The sequence below is a fragment of the Pseudomonas sp. LB3P25 genome, assembly GCF_054897985.1.
Genome location: NZ_CM142711.1, coordinates 1,304,380 through 1,328,668 on the forward strand (window position 1 = coordinate 1,304,380; position 24,289 = coordinate 1,328,668).

A 24,289-nucleotide genomic window follows, 5' to 3' on the forward strand; every position below is an offset into this window, starting at 1 on the left:
TCTCTATCTCTGAAGAAGGCCCTGATGAAAAAGCTTTTCAGCCTGCTCGCTACCCTGCTGGTGCTGGCCCTTGCAATGTGGATCGGCCGGACCCTGTGGGTGCATTACATGGACACGCCATGGACCCGCGACGGCCGGGTGCGCGCCGACATCATCAACGTCGCCGCCGACGTCACCGGGGAAGTGGTGGACGTGCCAGTGCGTGACAACCAACGGGTGAAGAAGGGTGACCTGCTGATGCAGATCGACCCCGAGCACTACCGCATCGCGGTCAAACAGGCGCAGGCGCTGGTGGCCTCGCGCAAGTCGACGTGGGAGATGCGCAAGGTCAACGCCCACCGCCGCGCTGACATGGACAACCTGGTGATCTCCAGGGAAAACCGCGACGACGCCAGCAACATCGCCGACTCCGCACTGGCCGATTACCAGCACGCACAAGCGCAACTGGAAGCCGCCGAACTGAACCTCAAACGCACCGAGGTCCGCGCAGCAGTGGACGGTTACGTGACCAACCTCAATGTGCATCGCGGCGATTACGCACGCATCGGTGAAGCGAAAATGGCCGTGGTCGACATGAACTCGTTCTGGGTCTACGGCTTCTTCGAGGAAACCAAATTGCCCCACGTGCGGGTCGGCGATAAAGCCGACATGCAGCTGATGAGTGGGGAAGTGTTGAAGGGGCATGTGGAAAGCATTTCTCGCGGCATCTACGACCGTGATAACCCGGAAAGTCGCGAGCTGATTGCCGATGTGAACCCGACCTTTAACTGGGTGCGCTTGGCGCAGCGGGTACCGGTGCGGATTCACATTGATGAAGTGCCGGAGGGGGTGCTGTTGGCGGCGGGGATTACTTGCACCGTTGTGGTTAACTGACCGTAAGACCGAGTCGCGCCCATCGCGAGCAGGCTCGCTCCCACATTGACCGAGTTCGAACGCTGATTCGGTGAACGACGCAAATCCCCTGTGGGAGCGAGCCTGCTCGCGATGGGCGCGACTCAGGTTCATCCCTTGCAAAACGTCTCATGCAAATGCCGCCAAATGAGCTTGCCATCGGCCCGCTTCTCAAACACCACGGTCGAACGTCGGTCAGAATGCAGACCGGTTGCATCCGTCTGTTGCTCGCGATAACTCACAGTCGCTCCACCGTCGTACAAAGCAATGCCGCGCAACTCGCTTAGCTCAATCCTGAACCCGAGCTTCTTCCCGGCCGCCATCAGAAACAACTCACTCAAGGCGTCGAAATCCAGCACCCGGCCCAACGGCGAGAGCATGGAAAACTGCGGTGAAAATCGGGTCAGTAATTGTTCAAGCGCGGATGCGTCTTGTTCCTCGGCCAACCATTGCTCAATAGCGACGTGGGCCTGGATCACTTCGTCGAAGTATTCGGTGTAGTCGGTCATGGGAGATGTGATCACTTATGGATTTCGGTAAAGGTTCAAGGTTTTCAGTGCTTGTTCGGGCGTCATCGCGAGCAGGCTTGCTCCCACATTTGCAATGCATTCCCCCTGTGGGAGCGAGCCTGCTCGCGAAGGCGTCGACTCGGTCTTAGAGTTGCCCCTTCAGCCCGAACCGCTTCATCAACCCCGCCTCCAGCAGCCCTTTAGGCAACAACCCCGCCAGTAACGGCAACGCCCGGCTGCCATTGCCCAAACGAATCAGACGCGGAGGTTTGCTCTGCTGCACGGCCTTGAGCAACCCGGCGGCAAACTCCTTGGCCGGCGTCGGGTTGTCCTGAGAGGCCTTGGCCCGTGCGCGAATGCCTTCACGCAGCGGAAACCAGGGCGATTGTTCGGTGATCAACTGCTCGGCCTCATGGCCGGCATTCTTGGCAAAACTGGAGGCGATGGCGCCCGGCTGGACTTCCATGACCCGCACGCCAAATGGTGCCAGTTCCATACGCAACGCATCGGTCAAGGCATGCACCGCCGCTTTCGAGGCGCAGTAGGCGCCGGCGAACGGCGTGACCAAAACCCCGGACACGCTGCCGATGTTCACCACCAGACCCTTGGCGCGACGCAGCACCGGGAACAGGGCGCGGGTGACGCCGACGATGGCGAACACATTGGTTTCGAATTGCCGCTGCATGGCCGGCACGCCGCCGTCGAGCAACGGCCCCATGGCGCCGTAACCGGCATTGTTGATCAGCACGTCGAGGCCGCCATGTTGCTGGTTGATGCGCTCGCTCAAGTGTTCGAGTGCCGCGCCGTCGTTGACGTCCAGTTGCACGGCGGTGAAACCGGCAGCGGCCAGAGCCGCCACGTCTTCAGCCTTGCGGGCGCTGGCCCAGACGTCGTATCCGGCATTTTTGAAAACATCAGCGAGGGCGCGGCCTATGCCGCTGGAGCAACCGGTAATTAACGCAACAGGCATGGCGCGGTCCTTGTGCAAAAAGAAGAAGGGAATTAGTCGGAGAAACTACCTTGCAAATGCTCGGCGCGAAACTCCAGCGTTTGCGGGCGATAGCCAGGACGCAGCGGCGGCAGGGGCAAGCAGTCTTCCCAGTTCGCGCCGGCCTGCAATTCACCGGGCCCGCGATAGCGCGGGGCAGCGTATTGATTGTCGGCCAGATTGACCGTATCACCCGGCGCATACGCGGCGACGCGCCAGCGCAACTCGGTCAGCGGCACGTCGTTGCCGTTGTTCATTTTCAGTTGCAACGGCCGGTCAGCCGGGCAGTGTTCGGGCGCGTAGGTGATGCGCAACTCCAGGCGCGCCAGTTGCTTGACCTCGCGGTTATCCATCCAGATCACCCAGGTTGCCACCAGGCCCAGCCCGATGGCCGCCGCCACCGAAACCTGCAATGCCTTGGCCGGATAGCGCAGCAACAAAATCAGCCAGGTGATGACCAGCAGGACGCCGATGAACATGTTTGAACGCTCCTTGAACTCATGACCACCATCCTACCGAAGGGCCGAAGGAATGGACATTCACCGATCAAGGTCTGTTGCCGTTGGTCGGCACTGTAATTTCTGACAGTAGCCTGGCCTGTCCCAGCGCGGTTAGATGACCGCTGGTAAACAAGGACGCCACCCGCATGCAGGCCTTGACGATGGGAATGCACCACAAAACACCCCGACTGTCTGTTATCGACCCGCGTGGTCTGCCGATCCGTTCGGTTGATTATTGGCGCGCTGTCGAAACCGACCCCACTCAGGCACGCATCAACCGCACTTTTTACGATGCCGCAGGACGTGCGGTTGAACAGTGGGATCCTCGGCTTTGGGCGCTGCCAAAAGAAGATCCGCTGAGGCGCGCCAACCTCACGACGGTGTTTTCGCTGTCGGGTAGTGTGCTGTTCACTGACAGCGTTGATGCCGGTTGGCAGCTCAACCTGCCAGGTCTGGGCAATGAGATTTTGCTGGGATGGGACAGCCGAGGCACGCTACGCGAGGTCGAATACGACGACTTGCTTCGTCCTGTGGCAGTGTTCGAGAAGGGCGTGACTGAGGAACGCATGGCCTATGGCGGTCCTGATCATGGCGACCAGAATCAATGCGGGCAGTTGATCCGTCATGACGACCTGGCAGGGACAGTGCTGTTCGAGTCATTTTCAATAACTGGCCAATGCGTGAAGCAAGTCCGTCACTTCACCCTGGACCCTGTTGCACCGGACTGGCCGCAGTTGGAAGCCGATCGCCAGCGGCTGCTTGAGCCTGGGGAGGGGGCCGCTTCGACGTGGAATTTCGGTCCACTGAATGATGTGCTGGAACAGACCGATGCCTAGGGCAACTGCCAGGCCTTCAGCCTAACCCTTGACGGACGCTTGCGTGAGACGCGTCTGCAACTTCAGGGACTGACCACCTGGAAAACGCTGGTCAGCGATATCGAGTACAACGCTGAGGGGCAAGTGACGCACGAAACCGCCGGCAACGACGTACAAACAACCCTCCTTTACCGCGCTGAAGACGGCTTATTGATGGAGCGTCGGGCACAGGACGCGAGTGCCCGGTGGTTGCAGCATCTGATCTACGACTATGACCGGACGGGCAATGTCCTGCGCATTGAGGACAAGGCACTGCCGGTGCATTACTTCGCCAACCAGCGTATCGACCCGGTCAGTCGCTTTATCTACGACAGCCTTTACCAATTGATCGAGGCCTTTGGCTGGGAGGCGGGTGGCCCTAACCAGGGGCCGGAATCCGTGGGGCGGACCGATCCTGCGGCGGTCAGCAATTACCACCAGATCTACAGTTACGACGAGGGTGGCAATTTGCGAGAGCTGACACACGTCGGCGCGCAGGGGCCTGGACATAAATTGAAGGCCGCGCGTGATAGCAATCGCTATCTGCCCTGGCGCAATGGCGTGCCGCCCACCGAGGAAGCAATCGCCGCTGCGTTCGACACTCGGGGCAATTTACTGGAGCTGGACCAGGGGCGGTTTTTGACGTGGGACCTGCGTAACCAGTTGCAATCGGTCAGTCCGGTAGAGCGCGCCTCTGGGCTCAATGATCGGGAGTCCTATGTCTACGATGGCGGTGGCCAGCGCGTGCGCAAAATCCGCTCGTTACAGACCAATGCCCGAACCGTGGTGGCTGAAGTGCGTTACTTGCCGGGACTTGAACTGCGCACCGATGACGGGACTGCAAAGAAGTTGCAGGTGATCACCGCCCAGGCGGGTCTCAACAGCGTGCGCGTGCTGCACAGGGAGAGCGATTCACCGCACGGCATGAGCAACGATCAGTACCGTTACAGCCTCGTCGATCACTTGAGTTCTTGCACCTTGGAGCTTGCGGATGACGCGCGAATCATCAGTCGGGAAATCTATTACCCGTTTGGCGCAACGGCCTGGTTTGCCGGGGATGATGTGATAGAGGTCAGTTATAAAGTCATTCGCTACTCGGGCAAAGAACGGGATGCCACCGGGCTTTATTACTACGGCCTGCGTTATTACGTGCCGTGGTTGCAGCGCTGGCTCAATCCTGATCCCAAGGGGTTCGTCGATGGTCCGAACCTGTATCAGATGGTCGGTAACTCGCCCATGAATTATGTCGATAGCGACGGCGGTGCAAAGACCGAAGCTTCAGAGTTGAGCCAAGGCGTGGACAAGCAACGTGCCTTGGTGACATCGGTAGGTCAAGCTGCTTCTGACGTTAAGAATTCAATGCTCAATCACGCCTACCCGAAGCATCGGTTCAAAGCGTTGGGTAGACGAGTAATTACCCAACTTGCCAGCAGTGCCGTCAGTGCTGCCGGTACGTCGGCAGGTACTGCGGCAGGCGGTGCCTTGGGTGGGTTGATAGGTCCGGGGGGGGGGCAACGCTGGGGGCCAAGGTCGGGGCGAAAGTCGGCTCCAAGGCAGCAGATGCTTTGATTTCCAAGGTGGTGGACACCTATCGACTGGACCGTCCGATCAACTTCAAGGGTAACGAAATGAACCCTAAAGCATTCATTGAGAGCGTTGAACCCAAAAAGAAACTCAGTCTTGCAACGGCAAAACTTGAACTGTCGGCGGTTGACCCGCGGACACGTGAAGGGCGAAAGCAATTGGGGGGAAAAGTCACCACTGCGGTTGTGGATAAAGTTGTCGGTAAGGTGGCCAGTAAGCTGGGATCGGAAGCGCCGGGTCTGATCAAGACAGGTCGGGAGTTTTACCAGGCATCGCAAGGACTGAGCGCGACATCACTTAGCGAGGCTTACGACGAGACGCCAGCAGTGATCGATATGATGGAGTTCAGGATGCAGGCAATCAAAACTGAATTCGCCGTTTCCGGTAGCGCGGATCCGGAAACCTTCGAGCGTATCGCTGAGCTCTCGATGCAGACGCAGGCAGTGGTTCAGACGTTGAACCGAAACCAGGATTTCATTGAGCTTGTCGCGCCCAAGCCTTATGCCGGAAGACGACAATCACTGAATGGAACATCCAGGTCAGCCCCGGTTCGACAAATGTCAAAAGGCTGATGCAAGAAAAAAGCCCCCCCAACCCGCTGCGGATAGGGAAACGCAGCGGGTTGGACGGGGGCTTCTTGTGTTACAGATCAATCACTGCGCGATGGTTTTCACCGATACGCCGCGTTCGATCGGGGTAGAGCGACCGTAGATATCTTCAAACCGCTCGATATCGTCTTCGCCCAGGTAGCTGCCCGACTGCACTTCGATGATTTCCAGCGAGATCTTGCCCGGATTGCGCAAGCGGTGGACTGAGGCGATCGGGATGTAGGTCGACTGGTTCTCAGTGAGCAGGAACACGTTTTCGTCGCAGGTCACTTCAGCGGTGCCGCTGACCACGATCCAGTGTTCGGCGCGGTGGTGGTGCATCTGCAGCGACAGGCACGCGCCCGGTTTGACCGAGATGCGCTTGACCTGGAAGCGGCCGCCCATGTCCACCGAGTCGTAGGAGCCCCACGGACGATAGACTTCGCAGTGGGTCTGGGTTTCGCTGCGGCCTTGTTCGTTGAGCGTGTTGACCATCTGTTTCACGCCTTGGACCTTGTCCTTGTGGGCGATCATCATGGCGTCCTTGGTTTCGACGACCACGATGTTTTCCAGGCCAATCACTGACACCAGTTTGCCGTTGCCATGGATCATGCAGTTTTTGCTGTCCTGGATGACCACGTCGCCTTTGGTGACGTTGCCGTTGGCGTCTTTTTCATTCACTTCCCACAGCGACGACCAGCAGCCGACATCGCTCCAGCCTGCAGTGAGTGGTACAACGCAAGCGCGTTGGGTTTTTTCCATCACCGAGTAGTCGATGGAATTGTCCGGGCAGCAAGCGAAGGTAGCGGAGTCGATGTCGACCGTGTCGGCATCCTGCTCGCTGCGTTCCAGGGTCAGCAGGCAGGTGTCGTAGATGTCCGGATCGTGCTTTTTCAGCTCTTCGAGGAAGCGGCTGGCGCGGAACAGGAACATGCCGCTGTTCCAGAAGTAACCGCCGGACTCGACGAACTCGGTGGCGCGTTTCAGGTCCGGTTTTTCGACGAAGTGCGAGACGCGGCTGACGCCTTCCGGCAGCAGCGAATCATTGGTCGACTTGATGTAGCCATAGCCGGTTTCCGGTTTGGTGGCTGGTACGCCGAACAGCACCATTTCGCCGTTTTCTGCAGCGACCGTGGCCAGGGCCAGGGCGCGTTGCAGGGCTTTCTGATCTTTCAGCACGTGGTCGGCCGGCAGCACCAGCATCAACTCGTCGCGACCTTCGTTGACCAGCATCATTGCGGTCAAGGCCACCGCCGGCGAGGTGTTGCGGCCGAACGGTTCCATCAGGATGCGCTGTACATCCAGTTTACGGGCGTCCAGTTGCTCGTTGACGATGAAACGGTGTTCCTTGTTGCAGACCACGATCGGGGTGTCCATGCCTTCGAACACCAGGCGTTCCAGGGTTTGCTGGAACAGAGTTTGTTCGCCGGTCAGGGCGAGGAATTGCTTAGGGAATTGCTTACGCGAAAGCGGCCAAAGACGTGAGCCACTACCACCTGACAAGATCACCGGAATCATGTTGTTACTCCTTGAAAATCGTATGGGTCAGAGCTACTGCGTTCTGTCGTTTCACTCTTGTTCTTATTCCGTGGCCCGACTGGTGCTGCGGGTCGGTGTGGGAGCGAGCCTGCTCGCGAAGGCGGCTTATTGGTCGACATCGATGTTGAATGTCAGACCGCTTTCGCGAGCAGGCTCGCTCCCACAAGGGAACCGTGTCAGTCAGGCAAATGTGTTAGCGCGTCGAAACCGGGCGTTTTACCCAGACTGGCGCCAGGCTGCTGCCGGTGCCGGTGACGTACAGCACGGCGGCTTCACCGCGTTCCAGGGCAACCGGTTTCACGTCGCCGACTTTCTTGTCGCCATCGTATAGAGCGAGGCTGACTTTGACCGGGTTGATTTCACGCTCGCCACGGCTCTTGGCAGCCACGGTCGGGACCACTTCGGTCTTGCCGTCAGCGGTTTTCAGGGTCAGCGCCTTGTCGCTGAGGTTCTGCACGCGAACCAGGGATTTCTGCTTGTTCTTGAACGGTGGCTCTTCGATCAGTTGCGGTGCGCCGCTGGCGTTGCTGACCAGGGTGTAATAGTGATCACCGGCCAGTTTCACCGGCAGGGTCTGGCTGCCGACTTTGGCGCTGTAATCGCCGCCCGGCATAAAGCTGAAGTCACTGCTGGACAGCGGCGCGACTTCGGCCAGGTTGGTGGTGCCGACGGTGGCGCTGACTTCAGCGTTACCGGCGTTGTAGACACGCACGAAGCTGGAGCCTTTCGGTGCGGTCGGGCCGTAGAGCGCGGAGTCACCACCGGCGAAGGCGTTCATGGAAAGGACGCTGAAGGTCGCGGCCAAAGCAACTGCTTTTAAGGAGCGAGCGGCGAGACGGCGAGGAGTAGTAGTGAAAGTCATGGAAGTACCTCTCTCTTTCAGTTTTGCGCCCGGTCGGGCGTCTCGGATTTAGTGTTTGCGGCTACGTTTTGTTGGCGAACGCCGGCTTCTTTGAGCTCTGCGACCCACTGCGGGTCGGCGTCACCGATTTCGTTGTTCACAGGCAGATAACGTTCAGGAAACTCCCAGATCAGCACTTGTGGCGGGCTGTTCTTGAAAGCATCGCTTTTCAGATAGCTGAGCATCGGCAGAATCGGGCCGTGGCCGTCTTCGGCGTAATTGACCACGTCGCTGTTCAGCGCTTGTTTCAGCGCACCGACGAAGTTCCAGTTGGGGTTGGCGCTGTAGCTGGTGCCGATCAGGGCCACCGGCACTTCAGTGTTGGCGAACAGGGCGTCATCACCGGCAGGCTGGTCCTGGGCCGCAACGGTGTTGCGTTTCTGCAACGGCTCAGTCTTGGGCATCAGGTTTTCGAACAGCGGGTCCAGCGGCAGGAACAACCGCAGGTCGCCCTTGTGAGTCACCTTCTCCGCAGGTTCAGTGACGAAGTGTTGCGGCTCGCCGCTCAGCGGGTATTTGTCGGTAATGGATTTCGCCAGGGTCTCGGCGGCGACTTGTGCGCCTTCCGGGGTCCAGTGGGTGTCGGTGCGCAGGAATACTTGCTGACCGTCCAACTTGGCTTTTAGCATCGGGCCGAACAGGTCGGGCGCGAGGACCTTGTTGGCCGCCACATGAGCGTGGAAGTCCTCATAGAGGTTGGCATGGATGCTCGAAGGCTTCACTTCACCCAGGTGTTCCGGGTACAGGCGAGTCTTGGCCGGCACGATCGCCATGACCAGTTTCACGCCTTTCGCTTTCAGTTCCTGGCGCACGCCTTCAACCAGCGCGTAGTTGCCTTGCAGGTTCAGCTCTTCGTTGACGATCGGGTTGAATTCCTCGTCGCTGTACAACCACTGATCGCGGCCGAGCACGACGCCCGGACGACCTTCGTTGAACAGTTTGAAATCCAGCGCGGCCCAAAGGTTGGTGCCCAGACGCTTGATCGGAAACTCGTCGTCGTAATGTGTTTCCACGGCTTTGGTCCAGCGGCCGTTGAGCACCGTCGTTTCGGCGCTGGTGTTAAAGCCGAAGAAACTGCGCGTGGACCACAGGCCCAACACCAGCAGGGTCAGCAGGAACAGGCCGATGTAGAGGATGCGTAATGAGCGGGTCATAGTCAGATCCCTCAGAACTGGAAGTAAAGGAACGGCGAGAAGCTTTGCGCCGAGAGTTTGAAAATCGAGGCGATGAACAACACCAGTACCAGCGTGCGCATCACGTAACGAGACCAGTCAGCGGTCCAGTAGGCCGGTTGCACGGTCGCTTCAACGCCGACGGTGTAGCCAGGCTCGTGGATGCTGCCCGGGTTGTCGCCCGGTACGGCTTTGATCATTCCAGGTGTGGCGGTGGCCGGGCCATCGGCCTCGACGTTCACAACAGGCTTGGTCTTCTCAGGCGGCAGATTGGTGTAGAAGTCACGAATGCCGAAGAACGCCAGGGTGATGTAAGCCACCACCAGAGTCGCCACTTGCAGGCCGGTGAGGCTGGCCTGGTTGAGTTCCGACAGTGACCATTCGCCGAAGCTGAACATCGCGCCGTACATACGACCGGCGACGTGCAGGTTTTCCGAGCGGAAGATCACCCAGCCCATAACCACGAGCAGGAAGGTCAGCGCCCAGCGGATCGGGTTGATGCTGCGTGGCGAGGTGTTCAGGCCCAGGGCCTTCTCGATCGCCAACCACATGCCGTGCCACGCACCCCAAACGATGTACGTGATGTTCGCGCCGTGCCACAGACCACCGAGCAGCATGGTCAGGAACAGGTTGCGATAGGTCATCAGCGTACCTTTACGGTTACCGCCCAGCGTGATGTACAGGTAGTCACGCAACCAGGTGGACAGGCTGATGTGCCAGCGACGCCAGAACTCGGTGATCGACTGGCTGATGTACGGCTGTTTGAAGTTTTCCATGAAGCGGAAACCCATCATCAAGCCCAGGCCGATGGCCATGTCGCTGTAGCCGGAGAAGTCGAAATACAACTGCGCGGTGTAGGCCAGCGCGCCGAGCCAGGCATCGCCCGTGGTCGGGTTCTGCAAGGCGAAGCAATGGTCGGCTACCACCGCCAGGGTGTCGGCGATGAAGACCTTTTTGATGAAGCCCTGCATGAATCGCGTCGCACCTTCGGAGAACTTGTCGAGGGTGTGAGTGCGGTTGTTGAACTGGTCGGCGAGGTCGCGGAAACGCAACACGGGACCGGCGATCAGGTGCGGGAAGATCGCCACGAAAGCGGCAAAGTCGATCAGGTTACGGGTCGCCGGCGTGTCACCACGGTAGACGTCGATGATGTAGCTGATGGACTCGAAGATGTAGAACGAGATCCCGATCGGCAACAGTACGTGGGTCAGGATGAACGGCGACAGACCGACGGAGGTCATCATCGCGTTGATGCTGTCGACGCCGAAGTTGGCGTACTTGAAGTAGCCGAGAATGCACAGATCGACGGCCACGCCCAGGAGCAACCAGCGTTGTGCCGGTTTGGTCCGAACGCCTGCGGCACCGACTTTGAGGCCGATCCAGTAGTTCCACAGCGTGACGGCTGCGAACAGCGCAAGGAAGTCCACGCGCCACCAGGCATAGAACACGTAGCTGGCGATCAGCAGCAGCAGGTTGCGATAGCGTATTCCGCTTAAGTAGTACATGCCGAGAAAGATCGGCAAGAACAAAAACAGGAACACGTTGGATGAAAATACCATCCCGGTCTCTCCATGTTTAACCAACAGTCAAGGGCCAACGGCCCCCCCTAACCCCCCACCGAAATCCGGGGGATACATCACACAAAATTCATGTCTTGCACTGACCCTGTGGGAGCGGGCCTGCTCGCGAAAGCGGTGTATCAGTCGACATCATTGGTGAATGTCGGACCGCATTCGCAAGCAGGCTCGCTCCCACAAGGGGTTTTGCGTTTGGCTCTAGGAGCCTTTTTTGCCTTTCTCATTCGCCGGGTCGTAGACCTTGGTCAGGTCACCACCGAGGCGGAAGGTTTTGAACGGCTGCATCTCGTGCTTTTTCTCAAGCACATCCGGCGAGCAGGTGTAGAGCGAGCAGAACGGTTCGAGCCAGGCGAATTTCGAGTCGACTTTCAGGTCGGTCATGTCCTGATCCTTACCGTTCTTCTTCTCGAATTCATCCGGGTCTTTGACACCCGCGAGCACTCGATCACCCAGGCGTTTCAATGCGCCGTTGTTTTCCTGACGCAAGTCCACACCGTTGACCTGAGCGAAACTGGCGATCATTGCCAGTGGCGGCAGGGCGTAGTTGTGATAGGCGAGGGCGCGTTGCTGGCGCTTGAGTTCGTTGGGCAGGAAACCCTGCGCGTCGATTTGATTGGCGCCGACCTTGAACTCCTTCACCGACCAGTCGAACAGGTCGCGGCGGTTGGTGGCGATGGACGTTGCCATCACCGACCAGGCGGCCCAGTACGAATGGTTGTTGGTTTGTTCCAGCGGCAAGTTGTCCCAGTCGCTGACCACCTGATCGGCCATTTTGTTGAACCAGGCTTCAATCAACTGCGATTCTTGCGGATGATTCGCCAACGGGTGGGAGTCGGAAAACTTCAGGCGAATGTACGAAGACGCCATGCTGCCCAAGGCCCATTTGCGCATCGACTTGCCGGTATGGTTGAAGTCCTTGGACATTAACGCATCGGCCTTGGCCCAGGCGGTCAACCAGTTCAGCGTGCACTCGAGTTGTTCCGGACGACCGTCACGCATGAACTGCATCACGCGCTTGCTGGTGCCGCGTTCCAGTTTGGTGATGTCGGCGGTGCTGTCGCGGAAGGCTTTTTCCGATGCCTCGTTCAGGGTCGAACGGGCCTTGTCGGAACCTTCGTACTTGCTGCGAAATTGCAGTGAGCCGGTGTACGGCGTCGGCATCGCATCACAGCCTTCGCTCTTGTCGCCGGTTTTGACTTTTTCAATCGGCGCGAAGTAACCCTGGGGTGGACGCAGGGGCGCGGCGGCCTGGGTGGCTCCGGCGAACATCGCCAGAGTCAGCAGGGAGGGCGCGAGTAACTTTTTCAAAGTTCGGGTTTGCATAGTTGCCTCATTGCCCGGTCTGAGCGGTACGCTGCCCAGCGCCAGGGAACACGTTGCGTTTGCAGATTTTCGCTTCGACTTTCTGTGGCGCGGCACCTGCTTCAGCAGGGCCCTGGATTTCGACGGCCAGCAGATTCTGCGAGGCCCAGTCTTCGTCCGTGCGCAACTCAAAGGCGAAACGCCCGTCGGTGTCGGAAGTTTCCGGCTTATCGATCTTGATGTCCTCGTGGCGACCGTTCATGTACCAGAGGGTGGCTTGCAGAGTTTTCACCGACGGATCGGCGAAGCGGATATCAACCTGGTGGCTGCTGTTTTGCAGGTTCAGGTTCTTGCTGTTGACCATCAATTCGTTCTTGCCCGGTTTCAACGTGGTGCTGCCGGTCATCTGTGCATCCTTTCCTTCGCAACCGTTGTCCAGCAGCGCCATCATCTGGCGGTAGATGGTTTCCTGGTCGAGGCGATAGAGCGGCGAGAATTCCCAGATCAGAATCTTCGGTGGCTTGGTCTGGAACTCTTCGCTGCCCAGGTACTGCAGCATCGAACCTTCCAGGCCACCGCCGGGGAACGCCACGTTGAGGATGTCGGCGCCGATGGCCTCTTCGAGGAAACCGGCGAAGTTGTAGTTCTTGCCACTGTGGCTGGTACCGACCAGGGTGACTTCCGGATTGCCGGAATCACTGAACAGATCGCCATCAGCTGCTTCACCTTTCGGCTCGGTGGTGAACTGATCCATGTACTGGATCGCGTAGCTAGTGCCACAGAGTTGACCAGCCATGTTGTGTAACGTTCCGGTCTTGCCCATACGACCCGACTTATGGCTCACGAATTCGCGCTTGGGCACGTCGGCAAAGGCCGGCATTTTCTTGATTTGCTCACCGACGATTTTCGCCGTGCGCTGGGCGCCATAAGGCGTCCAGTGTTGGTCGCCCTGGAAGTAGAAATCGTGGGCCGGCAGGGTGTCAGGCAGCGACTCGTTGGTCAGCGGCGACAGGTCCGGCACGGTGTAGCCCATGGCGGCGAAACGCCCGAGCATGGTCTTGTAGTTCTTCAAGGCCTTGTCGAAATCGTACTTGGCCTTGTCTTCCGGGTTGAGCTTGTTGCGGTTCACAAGACCACGGGTCGGCTGGTAGACGATGACCAGTTCCACACCTTTGCTCTTGAACGCATCGTGCAGTTCTTTCATGCGTTTGTAGCCGCCGGGTGTGGTGTCGAACTCGGTGCGCAAGTCTTCTTGCGTACGGAACAACCAGTCGCCCTGAGCCTGCACCAGCGTGGTGAAGTTCTGCTGGTAACGCGTGGTGTAGTTCTTCGCGTCGTGGGCTTCCGGGCACAGGTTGCAGCACGGTTCGGCGTCGAAGCTGGGTGCTTTGGCTTCATCGGCACGAGCGCCGGCGCTGGCCACGAGAATGCCGGCGGTCAGGGCCGACAGGCTGAGTAATTTGATCAAGTGTGGGTGCATAAAATTATCCTCAGTCCCGCATTTTGGTCTGGCGTTCGACAGGGTCGATCAGCACGGCTTTCTGCTGGCGCACCAGCAGGTCGAGAATTTCGTCCTGGCGCTCGCCGAGAATCCCCGAGAAGCTGATGCCGCTGGATTTGGTCGGCGCGAGCATCGACACGCGATACAACTCCACGCTCAACGGCGAGTCGATGGACAGCGGGCCGCTGCCGTTGCCGGCCAGTTCGCCGCCGACCACGATCAGGGACACCTGGGCGTCGAACGGGTCGAGCTTGATGTCCCGGTCGGTGTCGCTCAGGTCCTTGATGTGCCCGTAGACGCCGGTCAGGCCGTTGGCCATGGACAGGTTTTCGTAAAGACGGATGTTCACGCTGTTACGAATACGGATGCCGTGGCGACGGTTGCTGATCACCTTGTTGCCCCACAGCAGGTTGTCGGCACTCTCGTAGAGGGTGATGCCGTCGGTGTGGTTCTTGTAGATCTCGTTGTAGGCGATCAGGTTGTTGACGCTGTTACGGTCGATTACCAGGCCCGACAACTTGTTGTCGTAGCTGCGGTTGTTGAAGATGAAGCTGTCGTTCACTTCACGGGAAATAATGATCCCGTGTTTCTTCTTGGTCCCAAACACTGTGTTGTCGGCAATGATCAGACCGTGGGAACGGTCATGCGGGTCAATGCCGTAGACGATATTGTCTTTGTAGGTGTTGCCCTTGACCACGAAGCCCTGGGTTTCGTAGCAGTAGAAGCCATACCACATGTCCGAGAACTCGGAACCGACGATCCAGCCGGTCGGTTCAGGGCGCTTGAGCACCTTGGCCATGTTCGGCGTGTACTGGGAAATACTCACGCCGTAGGACTTACTGTTGGCGTAGCCGAAACTGGCGATCTTGCTGTTGGCGATGTAGGTCTGGGTGCCGCCCCAGGACAGCAGGAACGGACGGAATTCCTTCGGCGACTTGAACGTCGCCGGGCCGTTTGCCTTCTCGCTCCAGCCAGTGATTTTGGTATCGCGCACGAATAGCTGACCGTCGTTGACCAGGAACGAACCGGCCTCTTGGGACAGGCGCAGTTCCTGGGTCTGCTTGTCGATTTCCAGGATGCCTTTCTCACCCACCACGATCGGCAACTTCGCCAGGAATACACCCGGCGAGGTTTCGCTGAAGTACTGCTTGGGCAGCTTCTTGGCCAGATCCTTGAGGTTCATGTAGCCGTCGTCGATGAAAATCGCCTGTGGGATACCGTGCTGACGCACCACCCATTCAGCCATCTTGTTATCGCCGCCGATGAAGTCCTTCAGGGCGTTTTCCTGCATCATCCGGCGCACGCTGATTTTGCCGGCCTTGGTGCGCACGACTTTCGCGGCGATGGCTTCGGCGGTGTAGCCGGAGGTGTCCGGCAGTTTCGGCTTGGCCAACTCCAGCGGCGCGGTCGGTGCGCTGCTGACGGTGTAGGTCTTGGCCTGTTGCAATCCCTTGGCAATGGTCGCCGGCTGGCCTTTTTGAACGGGCGAGGCCGGCTCCACAGTGGCGAAGACTGCCGTACTGGCCAGCAACATCGCGCCGGCCAGCAAGGTTATCGAGCCTCTCTTCGGACTGTACATGTCAGGAACTCCCTTAGCGGTTCGCATCAGAAGCGCCAGATCACGTCGACAAACGCGCGGTGCATGTATGAGTCGACGCCTTTGCCATACGCATCGCCGGGCTTGAACACACCGCCACGCAAACGCACCAGGGCCGAAGGCTCATCGATCGATTGGCTCAAGGCTGCGGGCAGCAGGCCTTGCTTGAAGTACTTGGTGACGACCACGTCCATTTCCTGACCGAGGTCTTTGTTGCCATCTTCCAGCGGCAGAGACGTGCTGGAAAGAATCGCGCCGGTCGCGTCGTCGGTGTTGTTCTCGACGGCGTTGATGCCGTTGCTGCCGACAGGCTTGTTGCCGTCGACGCGCCAGAATTTGTGGTAGATCACACTGGCGTCGTATTCGTCGTTGAGCATCCACGAACCGAACAAGGTCGCGCTCTGCATGTTGTTCATTTCGCCACGGAAGGCTTCGCCGAAACGGTGAACCCGCGATTGAGTACCGGTGTAGTTCGAGCGGTTACTTTCCAGGCCGTTCTGTTCGTAATCAGCGCTGGCGCGGGCATAGGCTGCACCGACTTGCCATTGCGGATCGAGGCGCAGACGCACACCCAAATCGGTGGCCCAGCCATCAACATTGCCATTGGTTTTGGCTTGTGCCGGAGCGGTGCCGTCGGCGTTGAGCGGGTTGACCTTGTCACGGTCACCGCTCATGCCGGTCACGCTGCCCCAGTAATTGACGGTGTTGGTGTTGCGCCAGTTGTAGGCATCGCTGTCGGCGGTAAGGCCGATCCAGCTGATGTCGCCATTCTCTTTCTTGTCCAGAGAATCGGCGGGAACACCTGGCTGCGCGGTATCGAGCTTGCCGTCATCGTGGGTGTGATGACCGCGAATGCCGACCCAGTTGCCCGGGTTCCACTGGTACGCCGCGTCGGCGTAAGCGTGCAGGCGATCCTTGTCCTTGGGCGCGAGTTCGGTGAGGTCGGTGCGGTACTCGCTGAAGCGTTCGGCAACACCGGCGTTGGCGCGCAACAGGGTGGTGTCGAAGGTCCAGTTCAGGGCTTCGATGTTGGTGTCGCGCCATTGGCCGTCGTCATTGCGCAGGCGCTGGCGACCGAGTTTGAGCATCTCGCCGGGGTAGGGCGTCAGGCCGCTGTAACCGACCCAGAACTCGCGCATCGCCAAGTAGTTTTTCTTGGTCTTGCGATCACCGTTGTCGGTGGGCTGGGTGCCGTCACTGTCGGACTGTTGCAGGGTGTCGGTCTCGATGATGTCGGTGGACGTCACGGCCTGACCCATGGCATAGGCGCTCCACGCGCCGCTCTCGCCATAGACCCACGGACGCAAGTCAAGGCCGACGCCATTGACGTCACCGCCCTTGGCAGTGCCGAGGTCGGCGTCGTCTTCGGACTGGGCGGTGACTTTGACGTCAAGGCCGTAGTTCTTGCTTTCAGTCAGGGCTGCCAGAGTCGGGCACGACCACAAGAGGGCGAATGACAGGCCAATACCGGCCTTAACAAATGGATTCAACTTCATAGGGATTCCTCGCCGTCTTCTTCTTCCAGGGCATGCAGTTCCAGCGTGTTCTGGCTCAAGGCACCACGAACGGCCTGTTCTTGTTTCAACAGGCGTTGGGCCTCGACGAGCTGGGCAGGCGGCAGTTGGGCTTCGAGTGTTTGTGCAAGCTCCGTGGCTTGCGGGGTGTTCTGAGCCTTGGCCAATTGGCTGAAGACATAAGCGTTAAGCGGGTCGGGCCGGGTGCCCTTGCCTTGGGAAAACAGTTGGGCGATGGCGAAGTCGGCACTGTTCTGGCCGTTACGCGCAGCTTTGAGCAGGTGATCCAGCGCTTTTTGCGGATAGACCTTGCCCAGGTAACCGCGACGGTAGATCTGGCCGAGGTAGTAATCGGCGGCCACTTCCTTGTCGACAGCTTTCTTGAAGTGCTCTTCGGCGACTTTGGCGTCGGCCGGCACCCATTTGCCTTCGTAGTAGAGTTTGCCCAGCAACAGTTCGGCACGTGGCTGGTCAGCCGCGCGACCGTTGTCCAGGTACTTCATCATCGTGTCGACGTCACCCAGTTCGGGGAAGTCGTAGAGCAATTGCGCCAGGCTGACCCAGGAAGCAGGGTAGGCAGGAGCGATGCCTTCGAGCAGCGACTGAGCGGTTTTCTCGTCGGTCTTGCCGAGGGTAGCATCGCCCAGTACACGGGCCACGCTGTCGATTCGCTGAGCGGACACCGCGCCGCGAGCATGAGCGGCCTGCATCTGCTTGATTAGCTCGGCTGTTTGTTCTGGCTGGGCTTTTTTCTGATAGACCGTGGCCAGTTCAACGTAGCAGATGTCGGTGGTGTTCAACGCGGCTTTGCAGATCGTTTCCACTTCGTCCAGGTGCTGGTCGTAAGTGCCCTGGGTGCGATAGAGCAGCACTTGGGCCAGGCCCGCTTCCGGTTTGCCTTCGGCACGCCATTGGCTGATCTGCTGCTGCGCGTTGACGTTCGGGAAACTGTGCGGGTATTGCAGGTACAGCATCGCCAGCGGAATCAGGGTGTTGCCTTCACCATTGGCCGAGGCTTTTTTCAACAGGCCTTCGGCTTCGTGCTGTTCGGCTTCGGTGGAGCCGGGTTTGGCCACCAGCAGACGACCCAGGCGAGCCTGAGCTCGCGGCGAGACGCCGGCCGCGGCGCGATAAGTCGCCTCAGCTTTCTTGATCTGCGCCGGGTCACGGCTGTCGACCTGGATATCGGCGAGGCCAACCTGTGCTTCGCTGTAGCCCAGGTCTGCCAGTTGCTGGTAATTCTGCGCCGCCAGCGTGGTATCGCCGCGCTTGAGGGCTTCGTTGGCCAGACGCTGGTCGGGCAGGCCGGCGCATCCGGCCAGGGCGATTGCCATGGCCAGAGTCAGCGGGACTGGCAGGATTCTGAGTGGGCTAGTCACGGGCATGTCCTCTGTTGTTAACGACCGGCGGCCATGGCTTTGTCGATCAGCCAGTTCAGGTTCGGACCACGAGTGGCGTTGACTTCAACCGGGCGACCGGCGAATTTGCTGTCCAGCGGCTCGTCAGGCTTGATCTGCACGCGGATGTCGGACGACAGGTCGGTGCTTTTCAGGCTGGTGCTGCTGACGATCGTGCCGGAGCGGGTTTTGTCTTCGCCGGCGATCTGGAAGCTGACCGAGCTGCCTGGCAGCACGTCGCCGAACTGGCGATAGGAGAAGCGCGCTTCAACGTTGGCTTCGCTGTTACGCGGCACCAGTTGGAAGATCACGTCGCCCTTGCTGGCGTACTGACCGTTGGCGACCATTTGCTGCGCCACGGTGCAATCGCACGGCGACGTCAGGGTGCCGGTCATTTGCTTGCCGAACAGTTCTTCAACCTTGGCCGGTTGCAGTTGGTCTTCGTCCAGATGGCCCTTGAGTACATCGAGCATGCTGGTGCTGAACGTCGCCAGCGGGGCGCCTTTGGCCGCAACGCCGTCGGTTTTGATCAGGCTCTGCACCGTGCCATCGCGCGGCATGGTGATGTTCATGCCCGCTACGCTGACCAGACCGGCCTGGGCGTGGCTGACGAAGTACATGCCGTACACCGACTTGAAGATGAAACCGAATGCCGTCAGGCCGACGAGGAAAATCGCGAGGCTGAAGGTCACTGCACGCAGACGACCGAACGGGGTCATGCCGTGGCCGCCATCCTTGACCTTGCGCGCCTTGGTGAAGTTGTCGCGTTGCAGGGTGGCCAGCACTTCACCCATGGTGACGATGTCGCCGGCCAGGTGAGAAGTGATCAGGTGGCGCAGGGTGGAAATGTCCTGAGATTCGAGGTTCTGGAACTGGCAACCGGTACGACCGGTTTCGCGGTCGTGGGAGCGGACCAGTAACTCGACGTCCATGGCCAGGCCGAGGTTATCGATGACGAACTGCAGGCGAGCCTTGTACACGTCGCCGACCTTCAGTGGCAGCTGACCGGCGTTGAAAGCCAGGCCGCCAGCGGAGAGGTCGATGACCCGAGCTTCTACCGGGGTCCGGTCAGGACCGTAGAAACGCAGCTTGGCCGGGATTTTTACCCGGGCGTGCTGGCGCTGGGCTTCTGATTCATGCACTACGTTGGCGTTGACGGCGGTATTCATATGGACGATTTCCTAGTTAATTCAGGCGAGTTCGGTCAGACCATCATCAGCAGCACAGCAACAAAAATGCTGCCGGCGGAGAAGGTCATGGTCCGAGACGACCAAGTGTTGAACCAACCTTGAAAGCTGGCGAGATCACGGGTCAGGGAAGTGGGCTGGCGACTCCAGGACTGTCGGTCGAGGCGGAAGAACACGTAGATCTTCACCAGCGCGCCGACGATCTGGTTGTAATAGAGAATCGCCGGGTAGGCCGGGCCGATCGTGTGACCGGACAAAGACAGCAGGATGGTCAGGATCAGGCGGGTAATGCCAATCCACAGCAGGTAAACCAGGATGAACGCGGCGCCGTATTTGAAGGTGGCGATGAGCGCGACGGTCAGGCCCAGCAGCGACGTCCACATCGACACACGCTGGTCGAACAGCACCACCGAAGTGAACAGGCCGAGACGTTTCATCCCCAGGCCCAAGGCGCGGGAGTTCTGCCGCAGGTTGTTGCCGTACCAGCGGAACATCAATTTGCGACTGGCCTTGATGAAGCTTTTTTCCGGCGGGTGTTCCACGGTGTGAATGGCGGCGTCTGGCACATAAAACGTGTCGTAGCCCAGGCGCATCAAGCTGAACCAGCTCGACTTGTCATCACCGGTGAGGAACTTGAAGCGACCCAGGCGCCAGTGTTGCAGCGAGTCGCTTTCCACGTCGGCGATGAAGTCCGGGTTGGTCACCACAGTGGCGCGGAATACCGACATCCGCCCGGTCATGGTCAGCACGCGCTTGGACAGGGCCATCGAGCACATGTTGATGTGGCGCTGGGCGAAGCGCAGTTTGTGCCACTCGCTCATGATGTAGCCGCCGCGCACTTCGCAGAACTCGTTGGTGGTCAGGCCGCCGACATTGCCGAACAGCTGGAACCACGGGACGGTCTTGAGCACGACGCCTTCGGCGAGCACGGTGTCGCCATCGATCACTGCAACCACTGCGCGGTCGTCCGGCAGGTGGCGGGAGATGGCGCGGAAACCGTAGGCCAGGCCATCGCGCTTGCCGGTGCCGGGAATGCGCACGAAGTCGAGCTTGACCCGAGCCGGCGGATTCATTTTGGTCCAAAGGCTTTTCACCAGCTTCTCATCGGACATTTCCACGATGGAGCAGACCATGGTGGTCGGCAGGCCGCAGTCGATCGCTTCGCGAATCACCGAGGCGTAGACCTGGGCGGTGGTCAGTGCGTCGATACGAAAACTGGTGACCATCAGAAACACATGGGACGGGTCTGCCGCTTTACCCAGCTTGCGCACTTTGCGCCGCAGGTGCGGGTAGACCACGTACAGAAACAGCATGCCGCGCAGAAAGTGCGTAGCACCCATCGAGTAGCGCCAGATACCGACGATACCGATCAGGAAGATGAAGTCCTTCGACTCGGAGTCGAACGTGGACGCAGGCAACGCCATGGCGATGCCCATCAATAAACTTAGGTAAAACAGCCAACCGGCGACCTGAAGTAGGCCGTGCTTTAGCCTGTGCATAATCTGCATCCGTCTCTATCTCGGGCGAGCCTGTGGGGTGGCCCGATGGGGTTAAGGCAGGCTTACGAAAACTGGCGACATCCGTTCTGGATGACGCCAGAAATCCTGTAGGAGCTGGCGAAGCCTGCGATCTTTTGATCTTTCGCTTGAAACTCAAGTGGACCTGGAAAGATCGCAGCCTCGTTTCACTCGACAGCTCCTACGACCGCATTACCAGCAGATACCTTCAGTCCGGCCACTCACGCTGGTGGCTTGGGACATGAAACCGACCAGGTCGATCACTTGCTTGCCGTGTGGAGCGTTCTGCGCCAGGGCGCGGAATTTCTCGTCACGGTTACCAAGGATGATCACGTCGGAGTTGTTGATCACGTCGTCGAAATCAGCGTTGAGCAAGGACGAGACGTGAGGGATCTTCGACTCGATGTAATCCTTGTTCGCACCGTGGACACGGGCGTATTCAACGTTGGTGTCGTAGATGCTCAGCTCGTAACCCTTGCCGATCAGCATTTCCGCCAGATCAACCAGCGGGCTTTCGCGCAGGTCGTCAGTACCGGCCTTGAAGCTCAGACCCAGCAGGGCGACTTTGCGTTTGCCGTGGCTGGTGACGATGTCGAAAGCGTTCTGCACCTGGGACTCGTTACTGCGCATCAGCGAGTTCAGCAGCGGTGCTTCCACGTCCAGCGAACCGGCGCGGTAGGTCAGGGCGCGAACGTCTTTCGGCAGGCAGGAACCGCCGAACGCGAAACCAGGGCGCATGTAGTACTGGGACAGGTTCAGCGTCTTGTCCTGGCAGACCACTTCCATCACTTCGCGACCATCGACGCCGACAGCCTTGGCGATGTTGCCGATCTCGTTGGCGAAGGTCACCTTGGTGGCGTGCCACACGTTGCAGGTGTACTTGATCATCTCGGCCACTGCGATGTCCTTGCGGATGATCGGAGCGTCGAGTTCTTCGTACAGCGATTGCAGAACGTCGCCGGAAGCCTTGTCGAACTCGCCGATAACGGTCATTGGCGGCAGGTCGTAGTCGGCGATCGCGGTGCTTTCACGCAGGAACTCAGGGTTCACTGCAACGCCGAAGTCGACGCCGGCTTTCTTGCCGGAGCAGTCTTCGAGGATCGGGATCACTACGTTTGCCACAGTGCCTGGCAGTACGGTGCTGCGAACCACGATGGTGTGACGGGTGGTCTTGTCACGCAGGACAAAACCGATCTCGCGGCACACGGCTTCGATGTAGTTCAGTTCCAGGTCGCCGTTCTTCTTGCTCGGCGTGCCGACGCAGATCATCGACAGGTCGGTGTCGCGAATCGCCTCGGCGAAGTTGGTCGTGCCGCGCAATTTGCCCGTCTCGATACCCTTCTGCAGAAGCTCGCCCAGACCCGGTTCAACGATCGGCGATTTACCGGCGTTGATCATATCGATTTTGTCTTTGGCAACATCGACGCCAACGACGTCATGGCCCCGTGCAGACAGGCAACCGGCACATACTGCGCCGACGTAACCCAAACCAAATATGCTGATGCGCATCGCAATTACCTCTGTGTTTATCAAGCCATTACATGGCCGGAGTTAATGGTGTTCAGCGGTCGTAATGCACTCGGAAGTGCGCCTTAAAGGCGCCACAATGCCGCGTGCAGGCATGTAAGTTCCGAGTGTCTAAATAAGTGCACTCAAAATGTGCGCAACTAGGCTTTTATTGTTATGGGTGCCCTGTTATGCAGCTGATCTTCTAATCAGAAGACATTCGTGCAAAGGTCTTGCGCGCTCAATGCCAGGCCAGAAGCCCGTAAATCAAGCGGTTGGGTGCTCAGGTGAGCACGTTTATAGGGGCGCAGCCTTGGCCTTGTAGGTGATATTTATGATGCTTATCTCCTGTCCTTCATGTGTTGCCCAAATCAGGGATCAGTCAGCAGAAGTTAATATGACAACTTTGCTACGTGAATCTCTTCTCTGCGTAAGTTATCTCGTACAAGCTCAAAGAGAATGGTTACCGGTGGTATGAGCGACGCATTTGGACATAGTTCCTGTCCGCCCATCGCGAATTCTGAAATTTCTTGAAATATTGGAAAAGATGGCACTGCTTTCATATTGATAGCAACGCCTGTTTCGCCCTTGATACATAGGGTTATTATCGGATTAGATAGTTATATGCCACTACCGATAAAAAAATTCAGTGCCACTACTGAAAAAAATCAGCAAAGTCGAGTGAAACTAAAGTTAGAAAGTCGAGTGATTGATTTTTGACGCCAGTAAAATGGCGAATGAGGCGGGGAATTGTTGGACGATTGGACGTGGCGCATGCCCCCTTAATGAGGCGTGCGCCAACCCGGGTGTTTACTCGGGGGCGTGATCGCGCAGGAACACCAGATTGTCCGGTTTAGACTGCTCGGCGCTGTAGCGATAGCCTTGTACGTCGAACTGCTTGAGGGCTGCCGGGTCGTTGATGCGTTCTTCAATGACGAAGCGACTCATCATGCCGCGGGCCTTTTTCGCGTAGAAGCTGATGATCTTGTACTGGCCGTTCTTCAGGTCCTTGAACTCGGTATTGATGATGCGCGCGTTCAAGGCGTTGCGTTTGACCGCCGAGAAGTACTCATTGGAGGCCAGGTTCAGCAGCACGTCATCGCCTTGATCGGCCAGGGCTTCGTTCAGCCATTCGCTGATCCGTGTGCCCCAGAAGGCATACAAGTCCTTGCCACGGGCATTCGCCAGTTTGGTGCCCATCTCCAGTCGATACGGCTGCATCAGGTCCAGCGGGCGCAGCAGGCCGTACAGGCCGGACAACATGCACAAGTGCTGTTGGGCGTAATCGAAATCGGCTTCGCTGAAGGTTTGAGCATTCAACCCGGTGTAGACGTCGCCCTTGAATGCCAGCAGTGCTTGCTTGGCGTTTTTCAGGGTGAACGCGGGCGTCCAGCTGCCGAAACGTGCGGCGTTGAGCCCGCCGATCTTGTCGGATACGTGCATCAACTCGCTGATCTGCGCGGGGCTCAGCTCGCGTAATTGCAGGATCAGCTCCTGGGAATGGTCGAGGTATTGTGGCTGGGTGAAGCGCTGGGTCGCCGGCGGTGTTTCGTAATCGAGGGTCTTGGCGGGGGAAATCACCATCAGCATGAAGTCGTCTCCTTTAATCGTGGGGGCGATTCTAGGGGGTTGTCTGTGTTGACTCCAGCTATGAGCGTCATAGGTG

At 58.7% G+C, this 24,289-nt stretch carries 18 protein-coding genes and 1 pseudogene; 3 read left to right on the forward strand and 16 right to left on the reverse strand.

Annotation, left to right across the window (positions count from 1 at the left end; all coding sequences use genetic code 11):
* Positions 1-24 precede the first annotated feature (24 nt).
* Entirely contained in the window at positions 25-873 is an 849-nt protein-coding gene (locus tag ACYZTW_RS05670) for an efflux RND transporter periplasmic adaptor subunit (RefSeq protein ID WP_462004078.1), read from the forward strand.
* A gap of 128 nt (positions 874-1,001) precedes the next feature.
* Here the strand turns inward: ACYZTW_RS05670 and ACYZTW_RS05675 are convergent, their stop codons facing one another.
* The 3 genes from ACYZTW_RS05675 to ACYZTW_RS05685 all read right to left on the reverse strand — a co-directional run bounded on the left by ACYZTW_RS05675 (position 1,002) and on the right by ACYZTW_RS05685 (position 2,867).
* Entirely contained in the window at positions 1,002-1,400 is a 399-nt protein-coding gene (locus tag ACYZTW_RS05675) for a DUF4440 domain-containing protein (protein ID WP_462004079.1), read from the reverse strand.
* Positions 1,401-1,545: 145 nt separating this feature from the next.
* Positions 1,546-2,370 (reverse strand): SDR family oxidoreductase, encoded by an 825-nt coding sequence (locus ACYZTW_RS05680; protein ID WP_462004080.1) that lies wholly within the window; start codon positions 2,368-2,370, stop codon positions 1,546-1,548.
* A gap of 32 nt (positions 2,371-2,402) precedes the next feature.
* Complete coding sequence (locus tag ACYZTW_RS05685; RefSeq protein WP_462004081.1) at positions 2,403-2,867, reverse strand: multidrug transporter; 465 nt, start codon at positions 2,865-2,867, stop codon at positions 2,403-2,405.
* A 182-nt stretch (positions 2,868-3,049) separates the two neighbouring features.
* Here ACYZTW_RS05685 and ACYZTW_RS05690 point away from each other — a divergent pair.
* Together ACYZTW_RS05690 and ACYZTW_RS05695 are read left to right on the forward strand one after the other, a co-directional pair.
* Positions 3,050-5,002 (forward strand): annotated as a pseudogene (locus ACYZTW_RS05690) (RHS repeat-associated core domain-containing protein); the annotation flags it as partial.
* A 305-nt stretch (positions 5,003-5,307) separates the two neighbouring features.
* Positions 5,308-5,898 carry a hypothetical protein gene (locus tag ACYZTW_RS05695; protein ID WP_462004082.1) on the forward strand — a complete coding sequence of 197 codons (591 nt, stop codon included), beginning with the start codon at positions 5,308-5,310 and terminating at the stop codon, positions 5,896-5,898.
* 81 nt (positions 5,899-5,979) lie between these two features.
* On the opposite strand, the gene ACYZTW_RS05700 is transcribed toward ACYZTW_RS05695, so the two are convergent.
* The 13 genes from ACYZTW_RS05700 to yaaA all read right to left on the reverse strand — a co-directional run bounded on the left by ACYZTW_RS05700 (position 5,980) and on the right by yaaA (position 24,213).
* Positions 5,980-7,431 carry a mannose-1-phosphate guanylyltransferase/mannose-6-phosphate isomerase gene (locus ACYZTW_RS05700; RefSeq protein ID WP_462004083.1) on the reverse strand — a complete coding sequence of 484 codons (1,452 nt, stop codon included), beginning with the start codon at positions 7,429-7,431 and terminating at the stop codon, positions 5,980-5,982.
* 214 nt (positions 7,432-7,645) lie between these two features.
* Positions 7,646-8,314, reverse strand: coding sequence for an alginate O-acetyltransferase AlgF (locus ACYZTW_RS05705; protein ID WP_462004084.1), 669 nt, complete (start codon positions 8,312-8,314; stop codon positions 7,646-7,648).
* A gap of 17 nt (positions 8,315-8,331) precedes the next feature.
* The gene (locus ACYZTW_RS05710) at positions 8,332-9,507 is read right to left on the reverse strand and encodes an alginate O-acetyltransferase (protein ID WP_462004085.1); all 1,176 of its coding nucleotides are present in this window, start codon (positions 9,505-9,507) and stop codon (positions 8,332-8,334) included.
* 11 nt (positions 9,508-9,518) lie between these two features.
* Complete coding sequence (locus ACYZTW_RS05715) at positions 9,519-11,084, reverse strand: MBOAT family O-acyltransferase (RefSeq protein WP_462004086.1); 1,566 nt, start codon at positions 11,082-11,084, stop codon at positions 9,519-9,521.
* A gap of 216 nt (positions 11,085-11,300) precedes the next feature.
* Positions 11,301-12,425: a mannuronate-specific alginate lyase gene (locus ACYZTW_RS05720; RefSeq protein WP_462004087.1), complete on the reverse strand. Its 1,125-nt coding sequence runs from the start codon at positions 12,423-12,425 to the stop codon at positions 11,301-11,303.
* 7 nt (positions 12,426-12,432) lie between these two features.
* A complete protein-coding gene (locus ACYZTW_RS05725; RefSeq protein WP_462004088.1) occupies positions 12,433-13,884 on the reverse strand; it encodes an alginate O-acetyltransferase in 1,452 nt (483 codons plus the stop codon).
* Between the two features lie 10 nt (positions 13,885-13,894).
* Complete coding sequence (gene algG, locus ACYZTW_RS05730; protein ID WP_462004089.1) at positions 13,895-15,484, reverse strand: mannuronan 5-epimerase AlgG; 1,590 nt, start codon at positions 15,482-15,484, stop codon at positions 13,895-13,897.
* A 26-nt stretch (positions 15,485-15,510) separates the two neighbouring features.
* Positions 15,511-16,998, reverse strand: a complete 1,488-nt coding sequence (locus tag ACYZTW_RS05735) for an alginate export family protein (protein WP_462004090.1) — start codon at positions 16,996-16,998, stop codon at positions 15,511-15,513.
* Positions 16,995-18,401, reverse strand: a complete 1,407-nt coding sequence (gene algK, locus ACYZTW_RS05740; RefSeq protein ID WP_462004091.1) for an alginate biosynthesis TPR repeat lipoprotein AlgK — start codon at positions 18,399-18,401, stop codon at positions 16,995-16,997. The genes ACYZTW_RS05735 and algK overlap by 4 nt, the downstream gene beginning before the upstream one ends.
* An 11-nt stretch (positions 18,402-18,412) precedes the next feature.
* Positions 18,413-19,582: an alginate biosynthesis protein Alg44 gene (locus ACYZTW_RS05745; protein ID WP_462004092.1), complete on the reverse strand. Its 1,170-nt coding sequence runs from the start codon at positions 19,580-19,582 to the stop codon at positions 18,413-18,415.
* Between the two features lie 35 nt (positions 19,583-19,617).
* Complete coding sequence (gene alg8 / locus ACYZTW_RS05750) at positions 19,618-21,099, reverse strand: mannuronan synthase (RefSeq protein ID WP_462004093.1); 1,482 nt, start codon at positions 21,097-21,099, stop codon at positions 19,618-19,620.
* A gap of 210 nt (positions 21,100-21,309) precedes the next feature.
* Positions 21,310-22,626, reverse strand: coding sequence for a nucleotide sugar dehydrogenase (locus ACYZTW_RS05755; protein WP_462004094.1), 1,317 nt, complete (start codon positions 22,624-22,626; stop codon positions 21,310-21,312).
* Positions 22,627-23,433: 807 nt separating this feature from the next.
* Positions 23,434-24,213, reverse strand: a complete 780-nt coding sequence (gene yaaA, locus ACYZTW_RS05760; protein ID WP_462004095.1) for a peroxide stress protein YaaA — start codon at positions 24,211-24,213, stop codon at positions 23,434-23,436.
* Positions 24,214-24,289: the final 76 nt, after the last annotated feature.

Excerpts from the sequence above, each read along its gene's own strand:
- ACYZTW_RS05670 (WP_462004078.1), top strand. The coding sequence starts at position 25 with ATGAAAAAGCTTTTCAGCCTGCTCGCTACCCTGCTGGTGCTGGCCCTT.
- ACYZTW_RS05675 (WP_462004079.1), bottom strand. The coding sequence starts at position 1,400 with ATGACCGACTACACCGAATACTTCGACGAAGTGATCCAGGCCCACGTC.
- ACYZTW_RS05680 (WP_462004080.1), bottom strand. The coding sequence starts at position 2,370 with ATGCCTGTTGCGTTAATTACCGGTTGCTCCAGCGGCATAGGCCGCGCC.
- ACYZTW_RS05685 (WP_462004081.1), bottom strand. The coding sequence starts at position 2,867 with ATGTTCATCGGCGTCCTGCTGGTCATCACCTGGCTGATTTTGTTGCTG.
- ACYZTW_RS05700 (WP_462004083.1), bottom strand. The coding sequence starts at position 7,431 with ATGATTCCGGTGATCTTGTCAGGTGGTAGTGGCTCACGTCTTTGGCCG.
- ACYZTW_RS05705 (WP_462004084.1), bottom strand. The coding sequence starts at position 8,314 with ATGACTTTCACTACTACTCCTCGCCGTCTCGCCGCTCGCTCCTTAAAA.
- ACYZTW_RS05710 (WP_462004085.1), bottom strand. The coding sequence starts at position 9,507 with ATGACCCGCTCATTACGCATCCTCTACATCGGCCTGTTCCTGCTGACC.
- ACYZTW_RS05715 (WP_462004086.1), bottom strand. The coding sequence starts at position 11,084 with ATGGTATTTTCATCCAACGTGTTCCTGTTTTTGTTCTTGCCGATCTTT.
- ACYZTW_RS05720 (WP_462004087.1), bottom strand. The coding sequence starts at position 12,425 with ATGCAAACCCGAACTTTGAAAAAGTTACTCGCGCCCTCCCTGCTGACT.
- ACYZTW_RS05725 (WP_462004088.1), bottom strand. The coding sequence starts at position 13,884 with ATGCACCCACACTTGATCAAATTACTCAGCCTGTCGGCCCTGACCGCC.
- algG (WP_462004089.1), bottom strand. The coding sequence starts at position 15,484 with ATGTACAGTCCGAAGAGAGGCTCGATAACCTTGCTGGCCGGCGCGATG.
- ACYZTW_RS05735 (WP_462004090.1), bottom strand. The coding sequence starts at position 16,998 with ATGAAGTTGAATCCATTTGTTAAGGCCGGTATTGGCCTGTCATTCGCC.
- algK (WP_462004091.1), bottom strand. The coding sequence starts at position 18,401 with ATGCCCGTGACTAGCCCACTCAGAATCCTGCCAGTCCCGCTGACTCTG.
- ACYZTW_RS05745 (WP_462004092.1), bottom strand. The coding sequence starts at position 19,582 with ATGAATACCGCCGTCAACGCCAACGTAGTGCATGAATCAGAAGCCCAG.
- alg8 (WP_462004093.1), bottom strand. The coding sequence starts at position 21,099 with ATGCACAGGCTAAAGCACGGCCTACTTCAGGTCGCCGGTTGGCTGTTT.
- ACYZTW_RS05755 (WP_462004094.1), bottom strand. The coding sequence starts at position 22,626 with ATGCGCATCAGCATATTTGGTTTGGGTTACGTCGGCGCAGTATGTGCC.
- yaaA (WP_462004095.1), bottom strand. The coding sequence starts at position 24,213 with ATGCTGATGGTGATTTCCCCCGCCAAGACCCTCGATTACGAAACACCG.